This window comes from Pseudoxanthomonas sp. GW835-FHT14C01 (genome assembly GCF_058793715.1).
Window position 1 is genome coordinate 20986 of the sequence record NZ_JBXAGB010000003.1, and the last position, 18810, is coordinate 39795.

Here is an 18810-nt window from a genome sequence, read left to right on the forward strand (position 1 = left end):
TCGCTGTGTCGAAGCAAGGAGGAGGAAGTGGAGCCACGCCGTCGCACCCTCGTCAGCCTGTCGTGCTTGGCCGTCCTGCTGGCAAGCACCACGGCGGCCGCGGTGACGCCACCACCGGCGAACGGGACCTTCGACTACCAGCTGGGTGGGGCGTATACGCCGGAGGACGGCGTGGCGATCGTGGTGCGCGATCGGCTGGCGGCGCCGGTGCCCGGCAAGTACAACGTCTGCTACGTCAATGCGTTCCAGACGCAGCCGGGCGACGCGGCGTGGTGGAAGACGAACCATCCCGGCCTGCTGCTCGGCGAGGACGGGGTCCATGTCATCGATCCGAACTGGCCCGACGAGCTGCTGTTCGACACGTCCACCGCGGCCAGGCGCGAGGCGCTGCTGGAGATCGTCGGCGGCTGGATCGACGGGTGCGCACGGGATGGCTTCGATGCGATCGAGCCGGACAACCTGGATTCGTGGACCCGTTCGGAGCAGCGGCTCGAACCGGCGCACAATCTCGCCTTCGCCCGCTCGCTGGTCGCGCGGGCGCACGCGCGCGGACTCGCCATCGCGCAGAAGAACGCTTCCGAGTACGCATCCCGGGGCGCCACGGAGATCGGGTTCGACTTCGCCATCGTCGAAGGCTGCGAAGTGTGGTCGGAGTGCGACGCGTACATCACCGCGTATGGCGATCGGGTGTACGAGATCGAGTACAGCGACGTCGATCGCGATGCCGAGGGCAGGCCGGTGGCAGCCGAGTCGTTCTTCATCACCGCATGCCGGATGCGGGGCGACCGGATTTCCGTGATCTACCGGGACCGCGGGGTGAGCACGCCGGCGCGGACAGGCGTCTACGTCTACCGGCGTTGCTGATCAGGCCTCACGACCTCCGGCACCCCGAACAAGTGACTTCCAGCACCTAAGTTGGCAGGGCCCTGACCGGATGATGTGCCTGACCCGACGCGGTGTCGGAACTCCAGGAACCTTCCGTGATCACGCAGATTCTCACGCACACCCCGCTCTGGGTTTTCGGCCTCTTCTTCGGTCTGGTCTGCCTGGGCGTCGTCCAGCGCCGCACGCGTCGCGTCTCGCGCCAGCGCCTGGTCGTGCTGCCGGTGGCCATGCTGGGCTGGTCGCTGTACTCGGTGTGGTCGACCTTCGATACCCACCTGACGGCACTCGCCGCATGGGCTTGCGTGTGGGGCATCGTGGTCGCCTTCGGTCTGGCGCGCGCGCCGCTGCAGGGCGCGTCCTACGATGCCGGGACGAAGCAGTTCACCGTGCCGGGCAGCGGGATCCCGCTGGCGCTGATGATGGGCATCTTCTTCTTCAAGTATGCGGTGGCCGTCGTCCATGCCACCCACCCGAGCGTGCTCGGGACGACAACCGCGGTCGTTGTGGTCGCCGGCACGTACGGACTCTTCAGCGGCATGTTCGCGTCGCGTGCGCTGCGGGTGCTGGGAGTGATGAGGCAGATGCGCCTGGTGGAGCGCAGTGTCTGACACGCCACGCAGGATGGGTGGAGCCGAAGGCGATGCCCATCCTGCGAAACGACTTCAGCGCTTCATCGTCCCCGTCTCCAGCCACCGCTGGTGCCACGACAGCGCTTCCGGCAGCAGGTGCGGGGTGTGCTTGCCGTAGCTGTGGTGCAGAGCGCGGTCGACGTAGTCCTGCAGTGCGTCGCGGTAGTCGGGGTGCGCGCAGCGGTCGATCAGCAGGCGCGCGCGCTGCTTGGGGGTGAGGCCGCGCAGGTCGGCCAGGCCCTGTTCTGTGACGACGACCGAGACGTCGTGTTCGGTGTGGTCCACGTGACTGACCATCGGGACGAGTGCGGAGATGCTGCCGTTCTTCGCGGTGCTCGGGCTCAGGAACACCGACATGAAGCCGTTGCGGGCGAAGTCGCCCGAACCGCCGATGCCGTTCTGGATGCGGCTGCCCATTACGTGGGTGGAATTGACGTTGCCGTAGAGGTCGGCCTCGATCATGCCGTTCATGCCGATGCAGCCGAGCCGGCGCACCAGCTCGGGATGGTTCGACATCTCCTGCGTGCGCATGATGATGCGCTCGCGGTAGAACGCGATGTCGCGCTTGAACGCCTCGTTCGCTTCCGGGCTCAACGCGAAGCCGGTGCACGAGGCGACATCGAGCACGCCTTCGCGCAGCAGGTCGAGCATGCCGTCCTGGATCACCTCGGTGAAGGCGGTCAGGCCACGGAAGCCGCTCTTCGCCAGGCCGGCGAGGACGGCATTGGGGATGTTGCCGACGCCGGATTGCAGCGGCAGCAGGCTGGGTGGCAGGCGCCCCAGGGCGACTTCGTGCTTGAGGAAGTCGATCAGGTATTCGGCGATGCGTTCGCTGGTGCCGTCGATCGGCGTGAACGGGCTGTTGCGGTCCGGCCCGTTCGTCGGCACCACGGCGACGATCTTGGCGGGGTCGCAGTGCAGCGCGGTATCGCCGATGCGGTCGTGCACGTGTTCCAGCGGGATCGGCTTGCGGTGCGGCGGCAGCGCAGTGCCGTAGTAGATGTCGTGCATGCCCTCGACACCGGCCGGTTGCCAGTCGTTGACCTCGACGATGACCTTCTTCGCCAGGTCCAGCCAGGTCTTGTTGTTGCCGACCGACGTGGACGGCACCAGTTTCCCGTCCTCGCGGATCGCCGACACCTCGATCACCGCGGTGTCGATGGGGCCGTAGAAGCCGAACCACACATGCTGGGCGACATGGCTCAGGTGGATGTCGATGTAATCCAGCGTGCCGTCGTTGATGCGCTTGCGTGCGTCCGGATCGCTCTGGAACGGCATGCGCAGGGCGATGGCGTCGGCCTTGGCCAGTGCGCCGTCCAGTTCCGGCGCGGTGGAGGCGCCGGTCATCAGCTTGATCTGGAAGGGTTGGCCGACCGCGTGGGCCTGCTCGATACGCCGCGCGAGCGCCATCGGCACCGCCTTCGGGTAGCCGGATCCGGTGAAGCCGCTCATGGCGACGGTCTCGCCGGGCTGGATGAGGCTGGCGGCGTGTTCTGCGCTGATCACGCGGCCACGCAGGCCGGCGTGGCGGATACGGTCTTCGTGCATCGGGGGAGGCATCGGCGTTGCGAAACCCGGATTATCGCGCGGGGCATCGTGCCGCAGGATACGACCATCGGCGTGGATGCGGCTTGCGCCGGATCAATGCCCCGCGGCGATCATCCACGGTGGGCGCTGCTTCGCCGCGCGCTTGAAGGCCGGACAGTCCTCGCGGTGCGCGCCGGGCAGGTAGCCCAGGCTCATCAGGAATTCGTTGGTGATCTCGCCGCCGGTGAAACGGAAGGTCTTCTTGAACAGCGTGATCCAGTCGGCCTTCGACAGCGGGTGGTGGGCATCCAGCCATGCCGCGAAGCCGCCGTGGCTCTTGCGAAGCTGCTGGATGACCTGGGCGTTGTGGATCGCCGCCTCCACCTTCAGCCGGTTGCGGATGATGCCGGGATCGGCGAGCAGGCGGGTCCGGTCCTTCTCGCCGTAGCGCGCCACTTTGTCCACATCGAAGCCACTGTACGCGGCACGGAAGCCCTCGCGCTTCTTCAGCATGGTTTCCCAGCTCAGGCCTGCCTGGTTGATTTCCAGCAGCAGGCGTTCGAACAGCACGGCCTCGTCCCGTTGCGGAAAGCCGTATTCGCGGTCGTGGTAGGGGCCGTGCAGCGGATGGTCGGGGGCGATGTCGCAGTAGCCGGACATGGGGAGGCGCGCCTGGAGAGGAAGGCCGATTCTAGGGGCAGTTGCGGACAGGACCCGTCCGCACCGGCGCGGCCCGGGCAGGGGCGGGCTAGAATGGCGGCCATGCAAGATGCCGCTACCCCACTGGCCAACCAGCTGCTGATCGCCCTGCCGGCGCTGTCCGATCCGAATTTCGCGCGCGCGGTCACCCTGATCTGCCAGCACGACGACGACGGCGCCATGGGCGTCGTCGTCAACCGGCCCTCGGAATACACGCTGGGCGACGTGCTGAGGCAGATGAACCTGGCTTCGCACGATCCGCAGCTCGACGGTCAGATCGTGCTGGCGGGCGGCCCGGTGCATCCCGAGCGCGGTTTCGTGCTGCACGACAGCGCACGCGCGTGGGAGTCCACGCTGGAAGTCGCCAGCGGCCTGTACCTGACCACCTCGCGCGACATCCTCGAGGCGATGGCGGAAGGCGAGGGTCCGGCGCACGCCGTGGTGGCACTGGGCTGCGCCGGCTGGGGCGCGGGCCAACTGGAATACGAACTGGGCGAGAACAGCTGGCTGACCGCGCCCGCGGATGCCGAACTGCTGTTCAGCGTGCCGCTGGAGCAGCGCTGGCAGACGGCCGGCCAGCGGATCGGCGTGGACATGACCCGGCTGACGGACTACAGCGGACACGCATGAGTCCGCGCCCGCCGACGTCGTGTCCACGGACGCTGTCGCAGGATGGTGCAGACCGTAGCGAAGGGAGGCAGCGGGCATGAAGCTGGACGGCACGGTACTGGGATTCGACGTGGGTGCGCGCCGCATCGGCGTGGCGGTGGGCAGCGCTTTCGGCACCGGCGCACGCGCGCTGGCGGTGATCGACGTGCATGGCCACGGCCCCGACTGGCCGGCGATCGACAAGCTGCATGCCGAATGGAAGCCCGACGGCCTGGTGGTCGGCGACCCGATGACGCTGGACGGCGGCGACCAGCCAATCCGCAAGCGTGCCCATGCCTTCGCCCGCGAATTGCGCACGCGCTACCAGTTGCCGGTGGTGCTGGTGGACGAACGCACCAGCTCGGTGGAAGCCGCGCAGCGCTTCGCGCTGGACCGCGCCGAAGGCCGCAAGCGCCGGCGCGATGCCGCCGCGCTCGACGCCGTCGCGGCCGCCGTCATCATCGAACGCTGGCTGGCCGCGCCCCATGACGCGACCCAGCTGACCTGATTCCCTCCCGACCTCGCCCCATGACGCCTCAACTCGATTCCGACGGACGCCTGCGCCACCTGCTCACCCTCGACGGCCTGCCGCGCGACACGCTGTGTCGCCTGATCGATCGCGCCGGCCAGATCCGCGACGCCGCGCTCGGTCGCACCCCGCGCCGGCAGGTGCTCGACGGCACCACCGTCTGCACCCTGTTCTTCGAACCGTCCACGCGCACGCGCAGTTCGTTCCAGATCGCCGCGCAGCGACTGGGTGCGGATGTGCTGAATTTCGATGCGTCCACCTCGTCGACCCGCAAGGGCGAGACCGCGCGCGACACGCTGCGCAACCTGGAGGCGATGGGCGTGCGCGGCTTCATCGTCCGCCATGCCGACGACGGCGCGGTCGCCGCGTTGGCGGCCGAGGCGGGCGAGGGCACCGCACTGATCAACGCCGGCGACGGCCGCAGCGCGCACCCCACCCAGGGCCTGCTGGACGTGCTGACCATCCGCCAGGCCAAGGGCGCGGATTTTTCGCGACTGAAGATCCTGATGGTGGGCGACGTGAACCATTCGCGCGTGGCGCGCTCGGACCTGCACGCGCTGCGCACGCTGGGCGCGGGCGAGATCCGCGTGTGCGGGCCGGTCTCGCTGCTGCCCGACGACGGCACGCTGGCGGGATGCCGGACCGGGCAGGACTTCGACGCGATGCTGGACGGCGCCGACGTGGTGATGATGCTGCGCCTGCAGCGCGAGCGCATGGAGGAAGGGCTGGTGTCCTCGCTCGAGGACTACCATCGCGATTACGGCCTGACCACCACGCGATTGGCGCGCGCGGCGAAGGATGCGGTGGTTCTGCATCCGGGTCCGATCAACCGCGGCGTGGAGATCACCGACGAGGTCGCCGACGGCCCGCAGTCGCTGGTGCTTCGCCAGGTCAGCAACGGCGTCGCCATCCGCATGGCGGTGCTGGAGATGCTGCTGGGGTGAAGGACGCTCAACGGGGTGCAAGCGCGGGCGATCGCTTTAAGAAGAAGGCATCCCGATTCCGTCATTCCGGCGAAGGCCGGAACCCAGCGACTTCAATCGCCAGAACCAAAGACACTGGTCCCGGCGTTCGCCGGGATGACGATCACTCGCGAACACGGCGCAAGAATCCCTGCGCCTTGCTCACTCCGGTGCCGCGACCACGCGGTTCTTGCCGGCTTGCTTGGCCTGGTACATGGCGCGGTCGGCGCGGGCCAGCAGCTCATCCTGCGATTCGCCCGGCTGCCAGCGCGCCACGCCGGCGCTGAACGTCACCAGGATGCCGCGCCCTTCATAGACGAGGGGCTTGTGCGCCAGGCGGTCGCGCAGGCGCTCCAGTGTGCCCATCGCTTCCAGGAAACTGGTTTCCGGCAGCAGCAGAACGAACTCCTCGCCGCCGAAGCGTGCCACGGCATCGGTGGCGCGTAGCGTGGCGCGCGCGAGCGCCACGACGTGGCAAAGCGCGGCGTCGCCGCCGAGGTGGCCGTGCGCGGCGTTGATGTGGCGGAAATCGTCGAGGTCCAGCAGCGCCAGGGTCAGCGTCTGGCCGCTGCGCAGGGCGCGGACCGATTCGCGTTTGAACAGTTCATCGAAGCCGCGGCGGTTCAATGCCTCCGTCAGCTGGTCCACGCGCACCAGTTCGGACACCGACTGCAGTTCCTGCTCCAGGTCCATCACGCGGCGTTCGGCGTCCTCCACCTCGCGGCGCGCCTCCAGCAGGCTGTCGCGCGCACGCAACGCCTGCGCCTGCACCTGCGCGGTGTCTTCCAGGATGTCTTCCATCCGCCTGCCCAGCTCGGCGATGCTGCGGCTGTCGCGCACGGCCTGCGCGTGGAAGCTGATGCGGTCGTGGAATTCGCCGGTACTGTTGGCCATGCCGTCGAGCCGCTCGACGAAGGTCACCATCATCTCCTTCATCGAGGCCTTCGACTCGGCCAGTCCCTGCTTCAGCAGGCCCTGCTTGTAGATGACCTCGCGCAGGCCGGCGCGAGTCTGCTCCAGCGCGGTGCGATCGAGCGGGCCGGCGAGCAACTGGCGCACGGCGCCGATCTGGTCCTGCAGCCAGCTGCCGTCCTCGATCAGTTCACCGACGTTCTCCAGCAGCAGGTCGAACAGGCTGCGCATCAGTTCCTGCGCGTCGTTGACTTCATGGGTGCGCAGGCCGACCTGCTGGCAGAGTTCCTTCAGGTCGTTGCCGAGCGCGGCCAGCGGCTGCGCGGGCTGCCACTGGCGCACCCGGTCGGCCAGGGCGTGCGTCTGCGGGAGCAGGGCGGCGTCCTCGCGCAGCAGGTGCTCCATGCCGCCCACCAGCAGGTGATGCAGCAGGTCGCGCAGTTGGTCGGCTTCGCCGGACAGGGGCTCGTCCTGGATCGTGCGGATGTACTTGTCGACCAGTTGGCGTAACGCGCGGCCGTAGCGCGGCCAGTCGTTGTCGGCGAGCGCGGACTGCAGGCGCTCGCCCATGCCGTGCAGTTCGCCGGGCAGGCCGGCGACGCCGTCGGCGAAGGCGGACAGCAACGCGCCGGGTTCCTCGGCGTGCGCGAACAGGGCCTGCAGTTGCGCGCTGCTGATCGCGGTCTTCGGGCCGACCCCCCTGGTCGTGGCGAGCTCGCGCGAGGCCGGTGCGTCCGCCTCGCGGCGTCGCGACCACAGCCGGCGGAAGCCGCCGGTAACACCCGAATTGTCGTCGGCCACATCAGCCATGCGCGTCGCTCTCACGGCCATGGGCGGGTGCCCGTCAGCCACCAGGGGATGCCGGGTTATCGGCCGCCAGGGGCGCAGGTTGAGGGAGGGCGGGTTCGGTCGCTGAAAAAGCCGCGGAAGCGTGACGCAGGACGCGCCGGCGCCGGCTCAGCGGGCGTCCGGCGTGAAGCGGGCCTCGGCTTCCTCGACGATGGCCAGCTGGGCGGCGGCTTCGCCGTTGCCTGCCGCGGCGGCTGCGCGGACCTGGTCCAGCGTCGGGTGCGACACGATCAGCAGCAGGTTGCCGCACGGTGGGCAGGCGTAGTCGGTGACGGCGTCGTGCAGTTCCATCGCCATCGCCCGGCTGTCGCCCTGCCAGCCGCAGGGACAGGCCAGGGTGCGCTCGCGCCAGCCGGCGGTGAAGTAGTCGGGAACCAGTTCGGCCACGCTCAGCGCCCGCGGCGCTGGGCGAACAGCCAGTCCCACATCGGGGCGTAGGCGTAGGTCGCGTCCCAGCTGTTGTGGTTGGCGTCGGGGAACTCGGTGTAGCGGGCGTCGCGCGCGCCGGCGGCCTTCAGGGCAGCCTCCATGCGTCGCGACTGCGATGGCGGCACCACGTTGTCCTGGCCGCCGTGGAAGATCCACACCGGCACGTCCTTCAGGCGCTGGGCGGCGGCCGCGAACGGATCGGCGGCATTGCCGACGCTGTGCGCGCGCAGGCCCGGGCGTGCATCGGTCCAGTCGACGGTGATGCCGCCGCAGACCGGTACCAGCGCGGCGAAGCGGGTGGGTTGCTGCATCGCCAGTTCCCAGGTGCCGTAGCCGCCCATGGACATGCCGGTCAGCGAGACACGGTCCGGGTCGCCGTCGAACTCGCGCATCGCCGCGTCCAGCGTGGCGAAGGCGATCGGGCCGGCCGACTCGGTCCACTCGGTGTCTTCGGGCGCCTGCGGGAACACCACCACGGCCGGGAACGTGTCGGCATGCTGGCGCAGGTAGGGCCCCAGGCCAGCCATCGTCTGCTTCACCCCGTCGCTGCCGCGCTCGCCCGAACCGTTGAGGAACAGCACCACCGGCGGCTTGCCGCTGCGGAAGCGCGCGGCGGGCACGAACACCTGGTAGCGGTAGGTCTTGCCATCGACCGTGACTTCGCGCGTGACGAATTCGCCGGTCGGGTTCATGGGAGCGGTGGTGGTGCAGGCGGTCATCAGGATCAGCAGCAGGCCCAGGCAGGCGGTGGCGAGAGAGCGCATGGTGGTGGCGGTCCAAGGGTAACGGGCGGCAGCATACCCCGAGGCGAAAGAAGAACGGGTGGGCTCCGGCCATGTCAGCGTTCGGGATCGGATGGAGGCAGGTCGTCGCGCATCCGCACGAAACGGGCGAACCGCGGCAGTCCGGTCGAAGTGAGGCCGTTGTAGCGGTAGGTCAGCCATGCGCCGAGCCGTGGCGGCGTAGCCCGTTGCGCATCGGTGAAGCCGGTGCCGAGACGGAAGCTGCGCCCGTCGCGCGTGCGCACCTGCAGCGCTCCCATCATGCCCTCGTACTTGCCTTTGCCGGGCAGGTGCGCGACGACCTGCGCCTCCGCGTCTTCGTAGGGCTTGTACTTGAGCAGGTCGTCGCTGCGCCCCGCGCGATAGCGGGCATCGCGTCGATGCAGCATCAACCCCTCGCCGCCGGCAGCGACCACGCGTGCCAGTTCGGCGTCCAGGCCGGCCCGGGTATCGAAGCGTTGTTGCGGAATCATCGCCAGATGCGGGTTGCGTGCCGCCGACACCACGGTGCGCATGCGCGCGATCCGCTCGGCGAACGGCCCCGGGTGGGCCGGCAGGTCGAACGCCATGAAGCGCACCTCGCGCCAGGCATGCGCATCGGTGCCGATGCGCCGCACGAGGGCGCTGACGTCATCGAAGCGGCCGCGCGCGATCCACAGTTCGCCATCGATCGGTTCGGCAAGCCATCCGCGCGTGAACGTGGCCGGCACCGCGATCCGCGCGCCGCCGCGTGTCCACAACGCCCGGCCGTCCCAACGGGCACGCACGCCGTCCAGCTTCTCGCTGACCAGGAAATCGCCGACCGGCACGTCGTCGCGATATGTCGTCGCCAGCATCGGATCGGGCGGCGGTGCCGCCAGGCCCGGCCAGGTCAGGAAGCACAGCAGGGCAACAAGGAGGAGGCGCATGAGGGCGGCCCGGCAGCACAAGGGAGCGCCAGCGTCGCCGTTGCGCGCGGGGGGTGGGCATCGGTCCATGTCGCGGCGGCCTGTAGGAAAGCGCCACGCGCGTCGAGCGCTAGGACAAGGAGGCCCGCCTGTCCAGGTTCAAGCAACGCAACCGGCGCATCGCGGTCGTCACTTCGTCATCCAGCACCCCACGGCCAGCGCGCCACCGTGCAGGACCACCATGGTCCAGAAGGCGATGCGATAGCCCGGCTTGCGCGACTTGTGCCGCAGCATCCGCTGCGCAAGCCATGCGCCCGGCCAGCCGCCGGCGAGTTCGAGCAGGTGCAGGGTGGATTCGGGTGTGCGCCAGCGACCGGTCTGTGCCGCGTGCTTGTCGAGGGCGTAGGCGACGAAGGTGATCGCGGACATCGCCAGCGGGATGGACACCGCTTCGACGGGAAGCCGGTCGTCGCCCACCGCCCAGGCCAAGAGCACCGCGTAGGCCGCGACCGCAACGGCACCGGTCAGCCATGAAGCGGCGGGCTGCGGCGAGGGCGTCCGTGCACGTGTCGACGGCTTGGTGGACCGTGGGGCGGACAGGGTCCGACGGACCGCCTGTGCGCGCCACCTGCCATCCGGCCGCGGCTGCACCGTGAACTTCACCAGCTCGCCCGTTTCGGGACGACGGCCATCGAGACGGTAGTCTCGGACATGGAAGAACACGCGCGCCGGCTCGCCGCCGAGCGGGGCGATGAAGCCGAAGCCGCGATCATCGTTCCACTCGCTGACCTTGCCGAGTCGCTCCATGCGCAGGCCTTCAGTGCAGCAGGATCAGCGTGGCCAGGCCGAGGAAGCAGAAGAAGCCCATCACGTCGGTGACCGCAGTGACGACGACGGTGCCGGCGACGGCGGGGTCGATGTTCATGCGCTTGAGCAGCAGCGGCAGCAGCACCCCGGCCGTGGCGGCGGCGCAGAAATTGAGCACCAGCGCCATCGCGATGACCAGCGAAAGCATCGGGCTGTGGAACCAGAGCAGTGCGATCAGGCCGACGATGCCGCCGATCAGCACGCCGTTGATCAGTGCGACACGGATCTCCTTCCACAGCAGGATGCGCGCGTTGCTGGCGCCGACCTGGCCCAGGGCGAGGCCGCGCACCATCAGTGTCAGCACCTGCACGGCCGCATTGCCGCCGATGCCGGCCACGATCGGCATCAGTACGGCCAGCGCGACAATCTTCTCGAGGGTGACGTCGAACTGCTTGATCACCGTCGCCGCCATGAACGCGGTGAACAGGTTGATGCCCAGCCACACGACGCGGCCGCGCACGGCGCGCTTGACCGGCGAGAACAGGTCCTCGTCCTCGTCGAGGCCGGCGGCGCCCAGCGCCTGGTGCTCGGCCTGCTCGCGGATGATGTCGACCACGTCGTCGATGGTGATGCGGCCGAGCAGGATGTTGTTGTCGTCCACCACCGGCGCCGACACCCAGTCGTGGTCGGAGAACTGGCGCGCCACTTCCTGCGCGCTCTCGCCCACGTCGATGGCCGGCTGCTCGTCGTCGATCAGCCGGTTGATCGGGGTGGTGTCCTCGTGCGTGACCAGCGCGGCCAGCGGCACGCGACCGAGGTACTGGTGGCGGCGGCTGACCACGTACAGGTGGTCGGTGTGGTCGGGCAGTTCGCCGCGCAGGCGCAGGTAGCGCAGTACCACGTCGACGTTGACGTCGGCGCGCACCGTCACCACGTCCGGATTCATCAGGCGGCCGGCGGTGTCCTCGGCATACGACAGCACCTGTTCCAGGCGCTCCCGGTTCTCGCGGTCCATCGACTTGAGGACTTCGTCGATGACGGTGTCGGGCAGGTCCTCGACCAGGTCCGCGAGGTCGTCGATGTCGAGGTCCTCGACCGCGGCGACGATCTCGTCGGTGTCCATGTCCGCCAGCAGGCTTTCGCGCACCTCGTCGCCGACGTGGACCAGCACCTCGCCGTCGTCCTCGGGGTCGACCAGACCCCACACGACCTCGCGCTTGCCCGGCGGCAGCGACTCAAGCAGGTTGCCGATCTCCGCAGGCGACAAGGTGTTGACCAGCCGGCGCACGGGACCCAGCCGGCCGCTGTCGAGCGCGTCGGAGAGCAGGCGCAACTGGCGTGCGGTCTTGTCGTGGCGGATGGTCTCGACCATTCGGTACTCCGGAATGGGGCCGATCCGTCAGGCGGATGCGACCGGGGCATCAGGCGTTCATTGCACCATTATCGCCCGGCCCGCCATTTATGGACACCCTTCGGAAGCGTAGTGAAAGAGGTGGTGTGGCAGCGACGTAAGTCGCGATGGGCCACCGGGAACGCTTCATCGCGACTTACGTCGCTCGCACATCGGGCTCCCACGTCGGGCGCGGCGGTCAGCTCGCGACCGCCGCCTTCAGCCAGCGCTCGATGCCGGCACGGTCGCGCGCCTGCAGCAGCTTGTCGGTGCGTGCCTGCAAGTCGCCGAAGTCGACCTCACGGATGGCCTTGCGTACTTCCAGCAGCGTGGCCGGGTGCAGGCTGAACTCCCGCAGGCCCAGCGCCAGCAGGATCGGCGTGAGCGCGGCATCGCCGGCGATCTCCCCGCACATCGCCACCGGAATGTCGTGTTCGGCACCGGTGCGGATCACGTGCCGCAGCAGCCTCAGCACGCCGGGATGCAGGGGCGAATACAGTTCGCCCAGGGCGTCGTTGTTGCGGTCGGCCGCCAGCAGGTACTGCACCAGGTCGTTGGTGCCGATGGAGACGAAGTCGACCACGTCGACGAAGCCGTGCAGCGCGATCGCCGCGGCGGGCACCTCGATCATCGCGCCGAGTTCGAGCTGTACCGCGATCTCGTGGCCCTGCTTGCGCAATTGCAGCGCGGCGCGCTGCAGCCGGCGGCGCACTTCCAGCATCTCTTCGCGGCCGCTGACCATCGGTACCAGTACGCGCACCGGCCCGTAGTTCGAGGCGCGCAGGATGGCGCGCAGCTGGGTGTCGAACACGCCGGGATGGGCCAGCGACAGGCGCACGCCGCGCACGCCGAGGGCGGGATTCTCCTCGTCGCCGACCACCAGGCCGGCACGGTCCGCCTTGTCGGCACCGAGGTCGAGGGTGCGGATGGTCACCGGCCGTCCGCCCATGCCGAGCACGAGGTCGCGGTAGACCTGGAACTGCTGCTCCTCGCTCGGCAACTCGCGCTGCTGCAGGAACAGGAACTCGGTGCGGTACAGGCCCACGCCGGCTGCGCCGAGGGTGTGGGCGTTCGCCACGTCCTCCAGCGATTCCGCGTTGGCCCATAACGCGATGTCGACGCCGTCGCGCGTGCGGCTGGGCTTGGAGCGCAGGCGTCCGAGCTCGCGCGCTTCGCGCGCGGCGTCGCGCAGGCGCTCGCGGTAACGGCGCAGGTCGTCGGGATCGGGATTGACCACGACTTCGCCGGTGGCGCCGTCGACCAGCAGCACGTCGCCGTCATTGATCTTCTGCAGCGCCTGCGCGTTGCCCACCACCAGCGGCAGGTGCAGGCTGCGCGCCAGGATGGCGCTGTGCGACAAGGGGCTGCCGGCGGCGGTGACCACGCCGACCACGCCCTGCTGTTGCAGTTCGGCCAGTTCCGACGGCGCCACGTTGTTGCTGACCAGGATTTCGCCCGCCATGCCCGGCGCATCGGGTGCGCGCTGGTGCAAGTGCGCGTGGATGCGGCCGATCACATGGTCGAGGTCGTCCATGCGGCTCTTGAGGTAAGCGTCGTCCATGCCGTCGAAGACGGCAGCGAGCCGGTCGCGCTGCAGGCGCAGCGCGTAGTCCGCCGTGTAACGGCCGGTGCGGATCAATTCGTCCAGGCCCTGCAGCAGTTCGGGATCGTCCAGCAGCAGGGCATGCAGGTCGAGGAACTCGCCGACCTCCTTCGCCAGAGCGCCGTGCAGGCGGTCGCGCAGGCTGCGCATCTCGCCGCGGGTGGCCTCGACGGCCGCGTGCAGGCGGCCTACTTCGTCGTCGATCCGGTCCGGGCGGACGTGCTGCTCGGCGACCTCCAGCACATGCGGCAGCCGGACCCGGGCGCGTCCCAGCGCGCTGCCGCGCGAAGCCCCGTGGCCCGGCAGCAGCGCCCTCACGTCAGGACTCCTCGTCGAATCGTCGCTCGAACAACGAGACGATTTCCTGCATGGCGGCGGCTTCGTCCTCGCCCTCGATGCGGACGATGACCGGGGTGCCCTGGCCGGCGGCGAGCAGCATGACGCCCATGATGCTCTTGGCGTTCACCTCGCGCCCCTTGGCCGCCAGCGTGGCGTTGCAGCGGAAGCCGGACAGCGTCTGCACCAGCTTGGCGGTGGCGCGCGCATGCAGTCCGAGGCGGTTGGAAATGATGAGTTCGCGTTCAAGCATCGTCGTGAATGACTCCATTGCGTGCGCCGGCCGCCGCGGTGGCAGGCAGGTCGTCCAGTCCCTGTTCCGGATAGTTCATCACCCTCAGCAGCATGGGCAGGCTGAGCGCGGACACGCGGCGCACGGGGGTACCCAACCGGGCCAGTCTGCCGGCCAGGTTGCTGGGGCTTGCCCCGTACAGATCGGTCAGCACCAGCACACCGTCGCCACCGTCCACGCGCCGCAACGCGGCCGATGCCTGCGGTAGCAGGGCATCGAGATCGGCGTCGAACGGCACCTCGAAGGCTTCCGCCTTCAAGGGCAGCTGCCGCAGCAGCGCCGTGGCGACCGCCAGGGTCGCCGCGCCCACGCCAGGATGAGTTACAAGAAGAATGCCACAGGCCATGCCGGAACGTTAACAGACGCGCATGACGGGCTGGAAGCGGCGCGGATGGAACGGTCAGGGTGACATGACGTCCCGCCTCACCCCGGTAGAGCGGAGCTTGCTCCGCTGCCTTGGCGTGGGCGGGGTATTGGCAGGTGTCAGCCGAGCGGGCTCGGCTCTACAGGACCGGTCAATCCAGTTCGCGGTGGAAGGTCGCGACCTCTTCCCAGCCCTGTTCCCGGGCGTGTCTGGCCAGGGTTTCCGCCAGGTACACCGAACGGTGCTTGCCGCCGGTGCAGCCGAAGGCGATGGTCACGTAGCTGCGGGTCTCACCGCGCAGACGGGGCAGCCAGGTATCCAGAAAGCCGCTGACCTGGCCGACGTATTCGGCCACTTCCGGCTGGGCGTCGAGGAACGCACGGACTTTCGGATCTCGACCGGCGTAGGGGCGCAGCTCCGGATTCCAGTGCGGATTGGGCAGCACACGCGCATCGAACACGAAGTCCGCGTCCGCCGGCACACCGCGCTTGTAGGCGAAGGATTCGAACAGCAACGAGAGCTGCGTGCCGCGGTTGAGCGCGAACTCGGCGATGATCCTGCGGCGCAGCTGGTGCACGTTGAGCTGGCTGGTGTCGATGATGACGTCCGCCTCGTCGCGCAGCGGCTGGACGATCTCTCGCTCCTGGCGGATCGCTTCCTGCAGCGACAGCCCGCCATGGCCGAGCGGATGGCGGCGGCGCGTGTCCGAGTAGCGGCGCAGCAGCACGTCGTCCGCGGCGTCGAAGAACACCAGCCGTCCTTCGAGGCCCAACTGCGCCAGCGCTGCCCGCCATTGCGCCAACTTCGACAGGTCGCTGTGGCGGCTGCGCACGTCGATGCCCACAGCGATCTTGGGCGGCAGCTCGTCCTCGCGGACCAGGCTGCGCACGAACGAGGGCAGCAGGTCCACCGGCAGGTTGTCGACGCAGTAGTAATCCAAGTCTTCGAAGGTCTTCAGCGCCACCGACTTGCCGGAGCCCGACAGGCCGCTGACGATCACCACCGTGGGTGGCGCGAGCGCGGTGGTCTCCTCGCGCGGCGCCAACGCGGATTCGTCGCCCGCCTGGGTCATGGCGCGCTACGCTCGAGCAGGTTGCTGTGGCGGGCGATGAACATCGCCGCGGGATCGATGCCCTTGGTGCGCAGGATGTGCAGGCGCGTGGCGGCTTCGGTCAGCACGGCCAGGTTGCGGCCGGGCATGACGGGCAGGGTGATCAGCGGCACGTCCAGGTCCAGCACGTGGCGCGTGCCGGAATCGCCGGTCAGTCGCTCGTAGCCATGGGGATTGGGCTCGGTCATCGGGCGCGTCAGGTGCACGATCAGGCGCAGGTACTTGTTCTTCTTCACCGCGGTGTCGCCGAACATCTCGCGCACGTTCAACACGCCCAGCCCGCGGACCTCCAGCAGGTCCTGCAGCAGCTCGGGGCAGGTGCCGTCCAGCACGTCCGGTGCGATCTGGGTGAACTCCGGCGCATCGTCGGCGACCAGACGGTGGCCACGGCTCAGCAGTTCCAGCGCCAGTTCGCTCTTGCCGGACCCGGCCTCACCGGTGATCAGCACGCCGATCGAGTAGATTTCCATGAAGACGCCATGCAGCGTCACCCGCGGCGCCAGCGTGCGCGCCAGGTGGTAGGAGAGGTGGTTCAGCAGTTCGTGGCCGCGCTTGGGCGAGACCCACAGCGGGGTGTCGTTCTCGTTGGCGGCTTCACGCAGGTCTTCGGGGCAGGACTGGCTCTTGCTGATCACCAGCGCCAGCGGCTTGGCCTGCACGATCTTCTCGATCGTTTCCCAGCGCTGGCGCGAGTCGAGGGAATCCAGCCAGGTCAGCTCCTCCGTGCCGAGGATCTGCACCTTGTTGGGGTAGACCGCATTGAGATAGCCGGCCAGCGATGGGCGACGGGAGACGGTGTCGCCGGATTCCAGCACGCGCTTCTCGCCCTTCTGTCCCGCCAGCCAGCGCAGCGCCAGCTTGTCCTTCTGCTGGTCGAACAGTTCACGGGCGGTGATGCTGGTATTCATCATGCGGTGGCAGCCGGCGGAAAGGGAATGCGGCACCGGGCGAGATGCGCGATCGGCATCGCGCGTCCCGGGCGTGGCGGCTGCCAGTGTAATGGCCGGAACGGAAGCGTGCGACCGAGGGTGGCGTGAGACGTCCCACCGGGTGCGTCATCGGGACGTGGGCCGCTCCGCCAGGGAGCGGCCCGTAATCGTGCTGCTGCCGTCAGCCGATCAGTTCGCCGCGCATGCTGTGGCGTTGCACATCGGTACGCTTTTCCTTGTGCTTGACCAGCAAGCGGTCGAGCTTGTCGGCCAGGATATCGATGGCGGCATACATGGTCTGCGCGCCGGCATCGGCATGCAGGGTGCGGCCGGCGACGTTGACGGTCGCTTCGGCGAGATAATCGGGCTTGCGGGTACCCAGTTGCGTTCGGACTTCGCAGGGTTGCTCGAAGTGGCGCTCCAACCTTTTCAGCTTGGTTTCGACGTATTCGCGCAGGGCGGGAGTGACTTCGATTTCATGGCCGTAAGTCTCGATACGCATGTGTGCCTCCTTCTGGTCGGTAGAGCCGCGCGCGTAGCGCGGATGGCGTGTCAGGGAATGACAACGCGGCAGGGTCTGGGTTCCGTCGATCTCCTCTGCGGTGGGCGATGGCAAGCGGTGCCTGCAAGACAAAGATGGACCCCTCCGCGGCAACTATCAACCGTCGCGGGCGTCTTTTTTCCATGATGTGAAAAGGTGTTAGGAAAACGTTTCGCGCGGGCGGAACGCGATCACGGATCCGGTGACGGATCGCGTCGTTCAGGCGATGCGCACGCGCTCGTGCGAGGACAGGATGTTGAGTGCCTCGCGGTACTTGGCCACGGTACGGCGCGCGACCGGAATGCCGGAGGCCTTCAGCAGGTCCGCCAGCTTGGCGTCGGACAGCGGCTTGCGCGGGTTCTCGCCATCGACTAGCCGCCGGATCATGGCCTGGATCGCCGTGCTGGACGCTTCGCCACCGCCTTCGGTGTCGATGCCGGAAGCGAAGAAGGCACGCATCGGCAGCGTACCGCGCGGGGTGCGCACGTACTTGCGGGCGATCGCACGCGACACGGTCGATTCGTGCAGGCCCACTTCTTCGGCGACGTCGCGCAGCGTCAGCGGACGCAGCGCCTGCTCACCGAATTCCAGGAAGCCGGCCTGCTGGTGCAGCAGGCAGCGCATGACCTTCAGCAACGTGTCGCCGCGGGCCTCGACGCTCTTGAGCAGCCAGCGCGCCTCCTGCAGCTGCGCCTTGAGATAGCCGGCGTCGCTGTCGCCGCATTGCCGGATCATCTGCTCGTAGCCGCGATGGATGGTGATGCGCGGCAGCGTGTTGCCCGACAGCGCGGCACGCCAGACACCGCGGTGGCGCCAGACCACGCAGTCCGGTACCACGTAGGTGTCGTGCGAAAGATCGCCCACCTGCGCGCCGGGCTTCGGGTCCAGCGTGCGCAACAGCTGCACCGCTTCCTCGACCTCGGCGACGGGGCGTTTCAGCTCCTGTGCGATCCCCGCCACACCGCTGCGCGGCAGCCGCTCCAGTGCGGTGTCGGCGATCTGCAGCGCCAGCGTCTTGCCAGGCGTCTCGTCGCTCATCACCGCCAGTTGCAGGTGCAGGCATTCGCCGAGCGTGCGCGCCGCGACACCGACCGGGTCGAAGCGCTGCACCTGGTGCAGCACGACCAGCACTTCGTCTTCGCGCGCTTCGATGTCCGGGCGCAGCGCCTGCACGATGCCGGACAGCGGCTCGCGCAGGTAGCCGTCATCTTCCAGTGCGTCGATCAGCGTGGCGCCGATGCGGCGATCACGCGAGGAGAGATGCGACAGATGAAGCTGCCACAGCAGGTGGCCATGCAGGGTATCGGCTTCGGCCACGCGTTCGGCGGGGCTGCCGCCGTCGTCGTCGTCGAAGGAGCCGCCGCTGCCGGACGTCGTCCAGGGGCCTTCATCGGGCGACCAGTCGTCGCGGTCGGCATCGGCCTCCCGCGCGACGTCCTGCGCGGGCTCGGCGGGAGGCTGGTCGTCGTCGCTGCCGCGGGCCTGCGCCGGCTCTTCCTCCGGTTCGCTCCAGTCGAGCAGGGGATTGGTTTCGACCGCCTCGGTCAGCTCGATCTCGAGCTCGGCGGTGGACATCTGCAGCAGCCGGATGGCCTGACGCAACTGCGGCGTCATGACCAGCTGTTGTCCCAGCGATGTCTGCAGGCGTGGCTTCATTCCCGACCTTGGAAACCCGTGTGGCGGCCAAGGGCCGCCGACG

20 protein-coding genes are annotated in these 18810 nt (G+C 68.7%); 5 read left to right on the forward strand and 15 right to left on the reverse strand.

All coding sequences use genetic code 11. The annotated features are described in order from the left end of the window. Positions 1 to 27 precede the first annotated feature (27 nt). Both AC1Q5B_RS13435 and AC1Q5B_RS13440 read left to right on the forward strand, forming a co-directional pair. Positions 28 to 864, forward strand: coding sequence for an endo alpha-1,4 polygalactosaminidase (locus AC1Q5B_RS13435; protein WP_492632117.1), 837 nt, complete (start codon positions 28 to 30; stop codon positions 862 to 864). Positions 865 to 980: 116 nt separating this feature from the next. Then, the gene (locus tag AC1Q5B_RS13440; protein WP_492632118.1) at positions 981 to 1493 is read left to right on the forward strand and encodes a DUF6622 family protein; all 513 of its coding nucleotides are present in this window, start codon (positions 981 to 983) and stop codon (positions 1491 to 1493) included. A gap of 54 nt (positions 1494 to 1547) precedes the next feature. Here the strand turns inward: AC1Q5B_RS13440 and scpC are convergent, their stop codons facing one another. Both scpC and AC1Q5B_RS13450 read right to left on the reverse strand, forming a co-directional pair. Then, positions 1548 to 3062, reverse strand: a complete 1515-nt coding sequence (scpC, locus tag AC1Q5B_RS13445) for a succinyl-CoA:acetate CoA-transferase ScpC (RefSeq protein ID WP_492632119.1) — start codon at positions 3060 to 3062, stop codon at positions 1548 to 1550. A gap of 93 nt (positions 3063 to 3155) precedes the next feature. Further along, positions 3156 to 3701 (reverse strand): DNA-3-methyladenine glycosylase I, encoded by a 546-nt coding sequence (locus AC1Q5B_RS13450; protein WP_492632120.1) that lies wholly within the window; start codon positions 3699 to 3701, stop codon positions 3156 to 3158. Positions 3702 to 3803: 102 nt separating this feature from the next. Here AC1Q5B_RS13450 and AC1Q5B_RS13455 point away from each other — a divergent pair, with 102 nt between their 5' ends. The 3 genes from AC1Q5B_RS13455 (at position 3804) to AC1Q5B_RS13465 (ending at position 5861) form a co-directional block, all read left to right on the forward strand. Continuing rightward, the gene (locus AC1Q5B_RS13455; protein WP_492632121.1) at positions 3804 to 4370 is read left to right on the forward strand and encodes a YqgE/AlgH family protein; all 567 of its coding nucleotides are present in this window, start codon (positions 3804 to 3806) and stop codon (positions 4368 to 4370) included. A 76-nt stretch (positions 4371 to 4446) separates the two neighbouring features. Then, positions 4447 to 4896 (forward strand): Holliday junction resolvase RuvX, encoded by a 450-nt coding sequence (gene ruvX, locus AC1Q5B_RS13460; RefSeq protein ID WP_492632122.1) that lies wholly within the window; start codon positions 4447 to 4449, stop codon positions 4894 to 4896. 20 nt (positions 4897 to 4916) lie between these two features. After that, positions 4917 to 5861, forward strand: coding sequence for an aspartate carbamoyltransferase catalytic subunit (locus AC1Q5B_RS13465; protein WP_492632123.1), 945 nt, complete (start codon positions 4917 to 4919; stop codon positions 5859 to 5861). 180 nt (positions 5862 to 6041) lie between these two features. On the opposite strand, the gene AC1Q5B_RS13470 is transcribed toward AC1Q5B_RS13465, so the two are convergent. The 13 genes from AC1Q5B_RS13470 to AC1Q5B_RS13530 form a co-directional block, all read right to left on the reverse strand. Continuing rightward, positions 6042 to 7601 (reverse strand): GGDEF domain-containing protein, encoded by a 1560-nt coding sequence (locus AC1Q5B_RS13470; RefSeq protein WP_492632124.1) that lies wholly within the window; start codon positions 7599 to 7601, stop codon positions 6042 to 6044. A 147-nt stretch (positions 7602 to 7748) separates the two neighbouring features. Further along, positions 7749 to 8027: a hypothetical protein gene (locus tag AC1Q5B_RS13475; protein WP_492632125.1), complete on the reverse strand. Its 279-nt coding sequence runs from the start codon at positions 8025 to 8027 to the stop codon at positions 7749 to 7751. A 2-nt stretch (positions 8028 to 8029) separates the two neighbouring features. Next, positions 8030 to 8833 carry a carboxylesterase family protein gene (locus AC1Q5B_RS13480; RefSeq protein WP_492632126.1) on the reverse strand — a complete coding sequence of 268 codons (804 nt, stop codon included), beginning with the start codon at positions 8831 to 8833 and terminating at the stop codon, positions 8030 to 8032. A gap of 74 nt (positions 8834 to 8907) precedes the next feature. Beyond that, positions 8908 to 9759: a DNA ligase gene (locus AC1Q5B_RS13485; RefSeq protein ID WP_492632127.1), complete on the reverse strand. Its 852-nt coding sequence runs from the start codon at positions 9757 to 9759 to the stop codon at positions 8908 to 8910. 168 nt (positions 9760 to 9927) lie between these two features. Beyond that, on the reverse strand, positions 9928 to 10545 hold the full coding sequence (locus AC1Q5B_RS13490; RefSeq protein ID WP_492632128.1) for a DUF1294 domain-containing protein: 618 nt from the start codon (positions 10543 to 10545) through the stop codon (positions 9928 to 9930). 10 nt (positions 10546 to 10555) lie between these two features. After that, positions 10556 to 11917, reverse strand: a complete 1362-nt coding sequence (mgtE, locus tag AC1Q5B_RS13495) for a magnesium transporter (protein ID WP_492632129.1) — start codon at positions 11915 to 11917, stop codon at positions 10556 to 10558. A 217-nt stretch (positions 11918 to 12134) separates the two neighbouring features. Next, positions 12135 to 13856 carry a phosphoenolpyruvate--protein phosphotransferase gene (gene ptsP / locus AC1Q5B_RS13500; protein ID WP_492632130.1) on the reverse strand — a complete coding sequence of 574 codons (1722 nt, stop codon included), beginning with the start codon at positions 13854 to 13856 and terminating at the stop codon, positions 12135 to 12137. Between the two features lies 1 nt (position 13857). Then, positions 13858 to 14127, reverse strand: a complete 270-nt coding sequence (locus AC1Q5B_RS13505) for an HPr family phosphocarrier protein (RefSeq protein WP_492632131.1) — start codon at positions 14125 to 14127, stop codon at positions 13858 to 13860. Further along, positions 14120 to 14512: a PTS sugar transporter subunit IIA gene (locus AC1Q5B_RS13510; protein WP_492632132.1), complete on the reverse strand. Its 393-nt coding sequence runs from the start codon at positions 14510 to 14512 to the stop codon at positions 14120 to 14122. Before AC1Q5B_RS13510 ends, AC1Q5B_RS13505 begins: the two co-directional genes overlap by 8 nt. A 169-nt stretch (positions 14513 to 14681) precedes the next feature. Next, on the reverse strand, positions 14682 to 15602 hold the full coding sequence (rapZ, locus tag AC1Q5B_RS13515; RefSeq protein WP_492632133.1) for an RNase adapter RapZ: 921 nt from the start codon (positions 15600 to 15602) through the stop codon (positions 14682 to 14684). Further along, positions 15599 to 16549: an HPr(Ser) kinase/phosphatase gene (hprK, locus tag AC1Q5B_RS13520; RefSeq protein ID WP_492632797.1), complete on the reverse strand. Its 951-nt coding sequence runs from the start codon at positions 16547 to 16549 to the stop codon at positions 15599 to 15601. The genes rapZ and hprK overlap by 4 nt, the downstream gene beginning before the upstream one ends. 202 nt (positions 16550 to 16751) lie before the next feature. After that, positions 16752 to 17072: a ribosome hibernation-promoting factor, HPF/YfiA family gene (gene hpf, locus AC1Q5B_RS13525; RefSeq protein ID WP_492632134.1), complete on the reverse strand. Its 321-nt coding sequence runs from the start codon at positions 17070 to 17072 to the stop codon at positions 16752 to 16754. A gap of 258 nt (positions 17073 to 17330) precedes the next feature. After that, a complete protein-coding gene (locus tag AC1Q5B_RS13530) occupies positions 17331 to 18767 on the reverse strand; it encodes an RNA polymerase factor sigma-54 (protein ID WP_492632135.1) in 1437 nt (478 codons plus the stop codon). Positions 18768 to 18810: the final 43 nt, after the last annotated feature.

What these genes read in the sequence shown, in the direction of transcription:
- scpC (WP_492632119.1), bottom strand. Translation starts at nt 3,062, where the DNA reads ATGCACGAAGACCGTATCCGCCACGCCGGCCTGCGTGGCCGCGTGATC.
- AC1Q5B_RS13450 (WP_492632120.1), bottom strand. Translation starts at nt 3,701, where the DNA reads ATGTCCGGCTACTGCGACATCGCCCCCGACCATCCGCTGCACGGCCCC.
- AC1Q5B_RS13455 (WP_492632121.1), top strand. Translation starts at nt 3,804, where the DNA reads ATGCAAGATGCCGCTACCCCACTGGCCAACCAGCTGCTGATCGCCCTG.
- ruvX (WP_492632122.1), top strand. Translation starts at nt 4,447, where the DNA reads ATGAAGCTGGACGGCACGGTACTGGGATTCGACGTGGGTGCGCGCCGC.
- AC1Q5B_RS13465 (WP_492632123.1), top strand. Translation starts at nt 4,917, where the DNA reads ATGACGCCTCAACTCGATTCCGACGGACGCCTGCGCCACCTGCTCACC.
- AC1Q5B_RS13470 (WP_492632124.1), bottom strand. Translation starts at nt 7,601, where the DNA reads ATGGCTGATGTGGCCGACGACAATTCGGGTGTTACCGGCGGCTTCCGC.
- AC1Q5B_RS13480 (WP_492632126.1), bottom strand. Translation starts at nt 8,833, where the DNA reads ATGCGCTCTCTCGCCACCGCCTGCCTGGGCCTGCTGCTGATCCTGATG.
- AC1Q5B_RS13485 (WP_492632127.1), bottom strand. Translation starts at nt 9,759, where the DNA reads ATGCGCCTCCTCCTTGTTGCCCTGCTGTGCTTCCTGACCTGGCCGGGC.
- AC1Q5B_RS13490 (WP_492632128.1), bottom strand. Translation starts at nt 10,545, where the DNA reads ATGGAGCGACTCGGCAAGGTCAGCGAGTGGAACGATGATCGCGGCTTC.
- mgtE (WP_492632129.1), bottom strand. Translation starts at nt 11,917, where the DNA reads ATGGTCGAGACCATCCGCCACGACAAGACCGCACGCCAGTTGCGCCTG.
- AC1Q5B_RS13505 (WP_492632131.1), bottom strand. Translation starts at nt 14,127, where the DNA reads ATGCTTGAACGCGAACTCATCATTTCCAACCGCCTCGGACTGCATGCG.
- AC1Q5B_RS13510 (WP_492632132.1), bottom strand. Translation starts at nt 14,512, where the DNA reads ATGGCCTGTGGCATTCTTCTTGTAACTCATCCTGGCGTGGGCGCGGCG.
- rapZ (WP_492632133.1), bottom strand. Translation starts at nt 15,602, where the DNA reads ATGACCCAGGCGGGCGACGAATCCGCGTTGGCGCCGCGCGAGGAGACC.
- hprK (WP_492632797.1), bottom strand. Translation starts at nt 16,549, where the DNA reads ATGAATACCAGCATCACCGCCCGTGAACTGTTCGACCAGCAGAAGGAC.
- hpf (WP_492632134.1), bottom strand. Translation starts at nt 17,072, where the DNA reads ATGCGTATCGAGACTTACGGCCATGAAATCGAAGTCACTCCCGCCCTG.
- AC1Q5B_RS13530 (WP_492632135.1), bottom strand. Translation starts at nt 18,767, where the DNA reads ATGAAGCCACGCCTGCAGACATCGCTGGGACAACAGCTGGTCATGACG.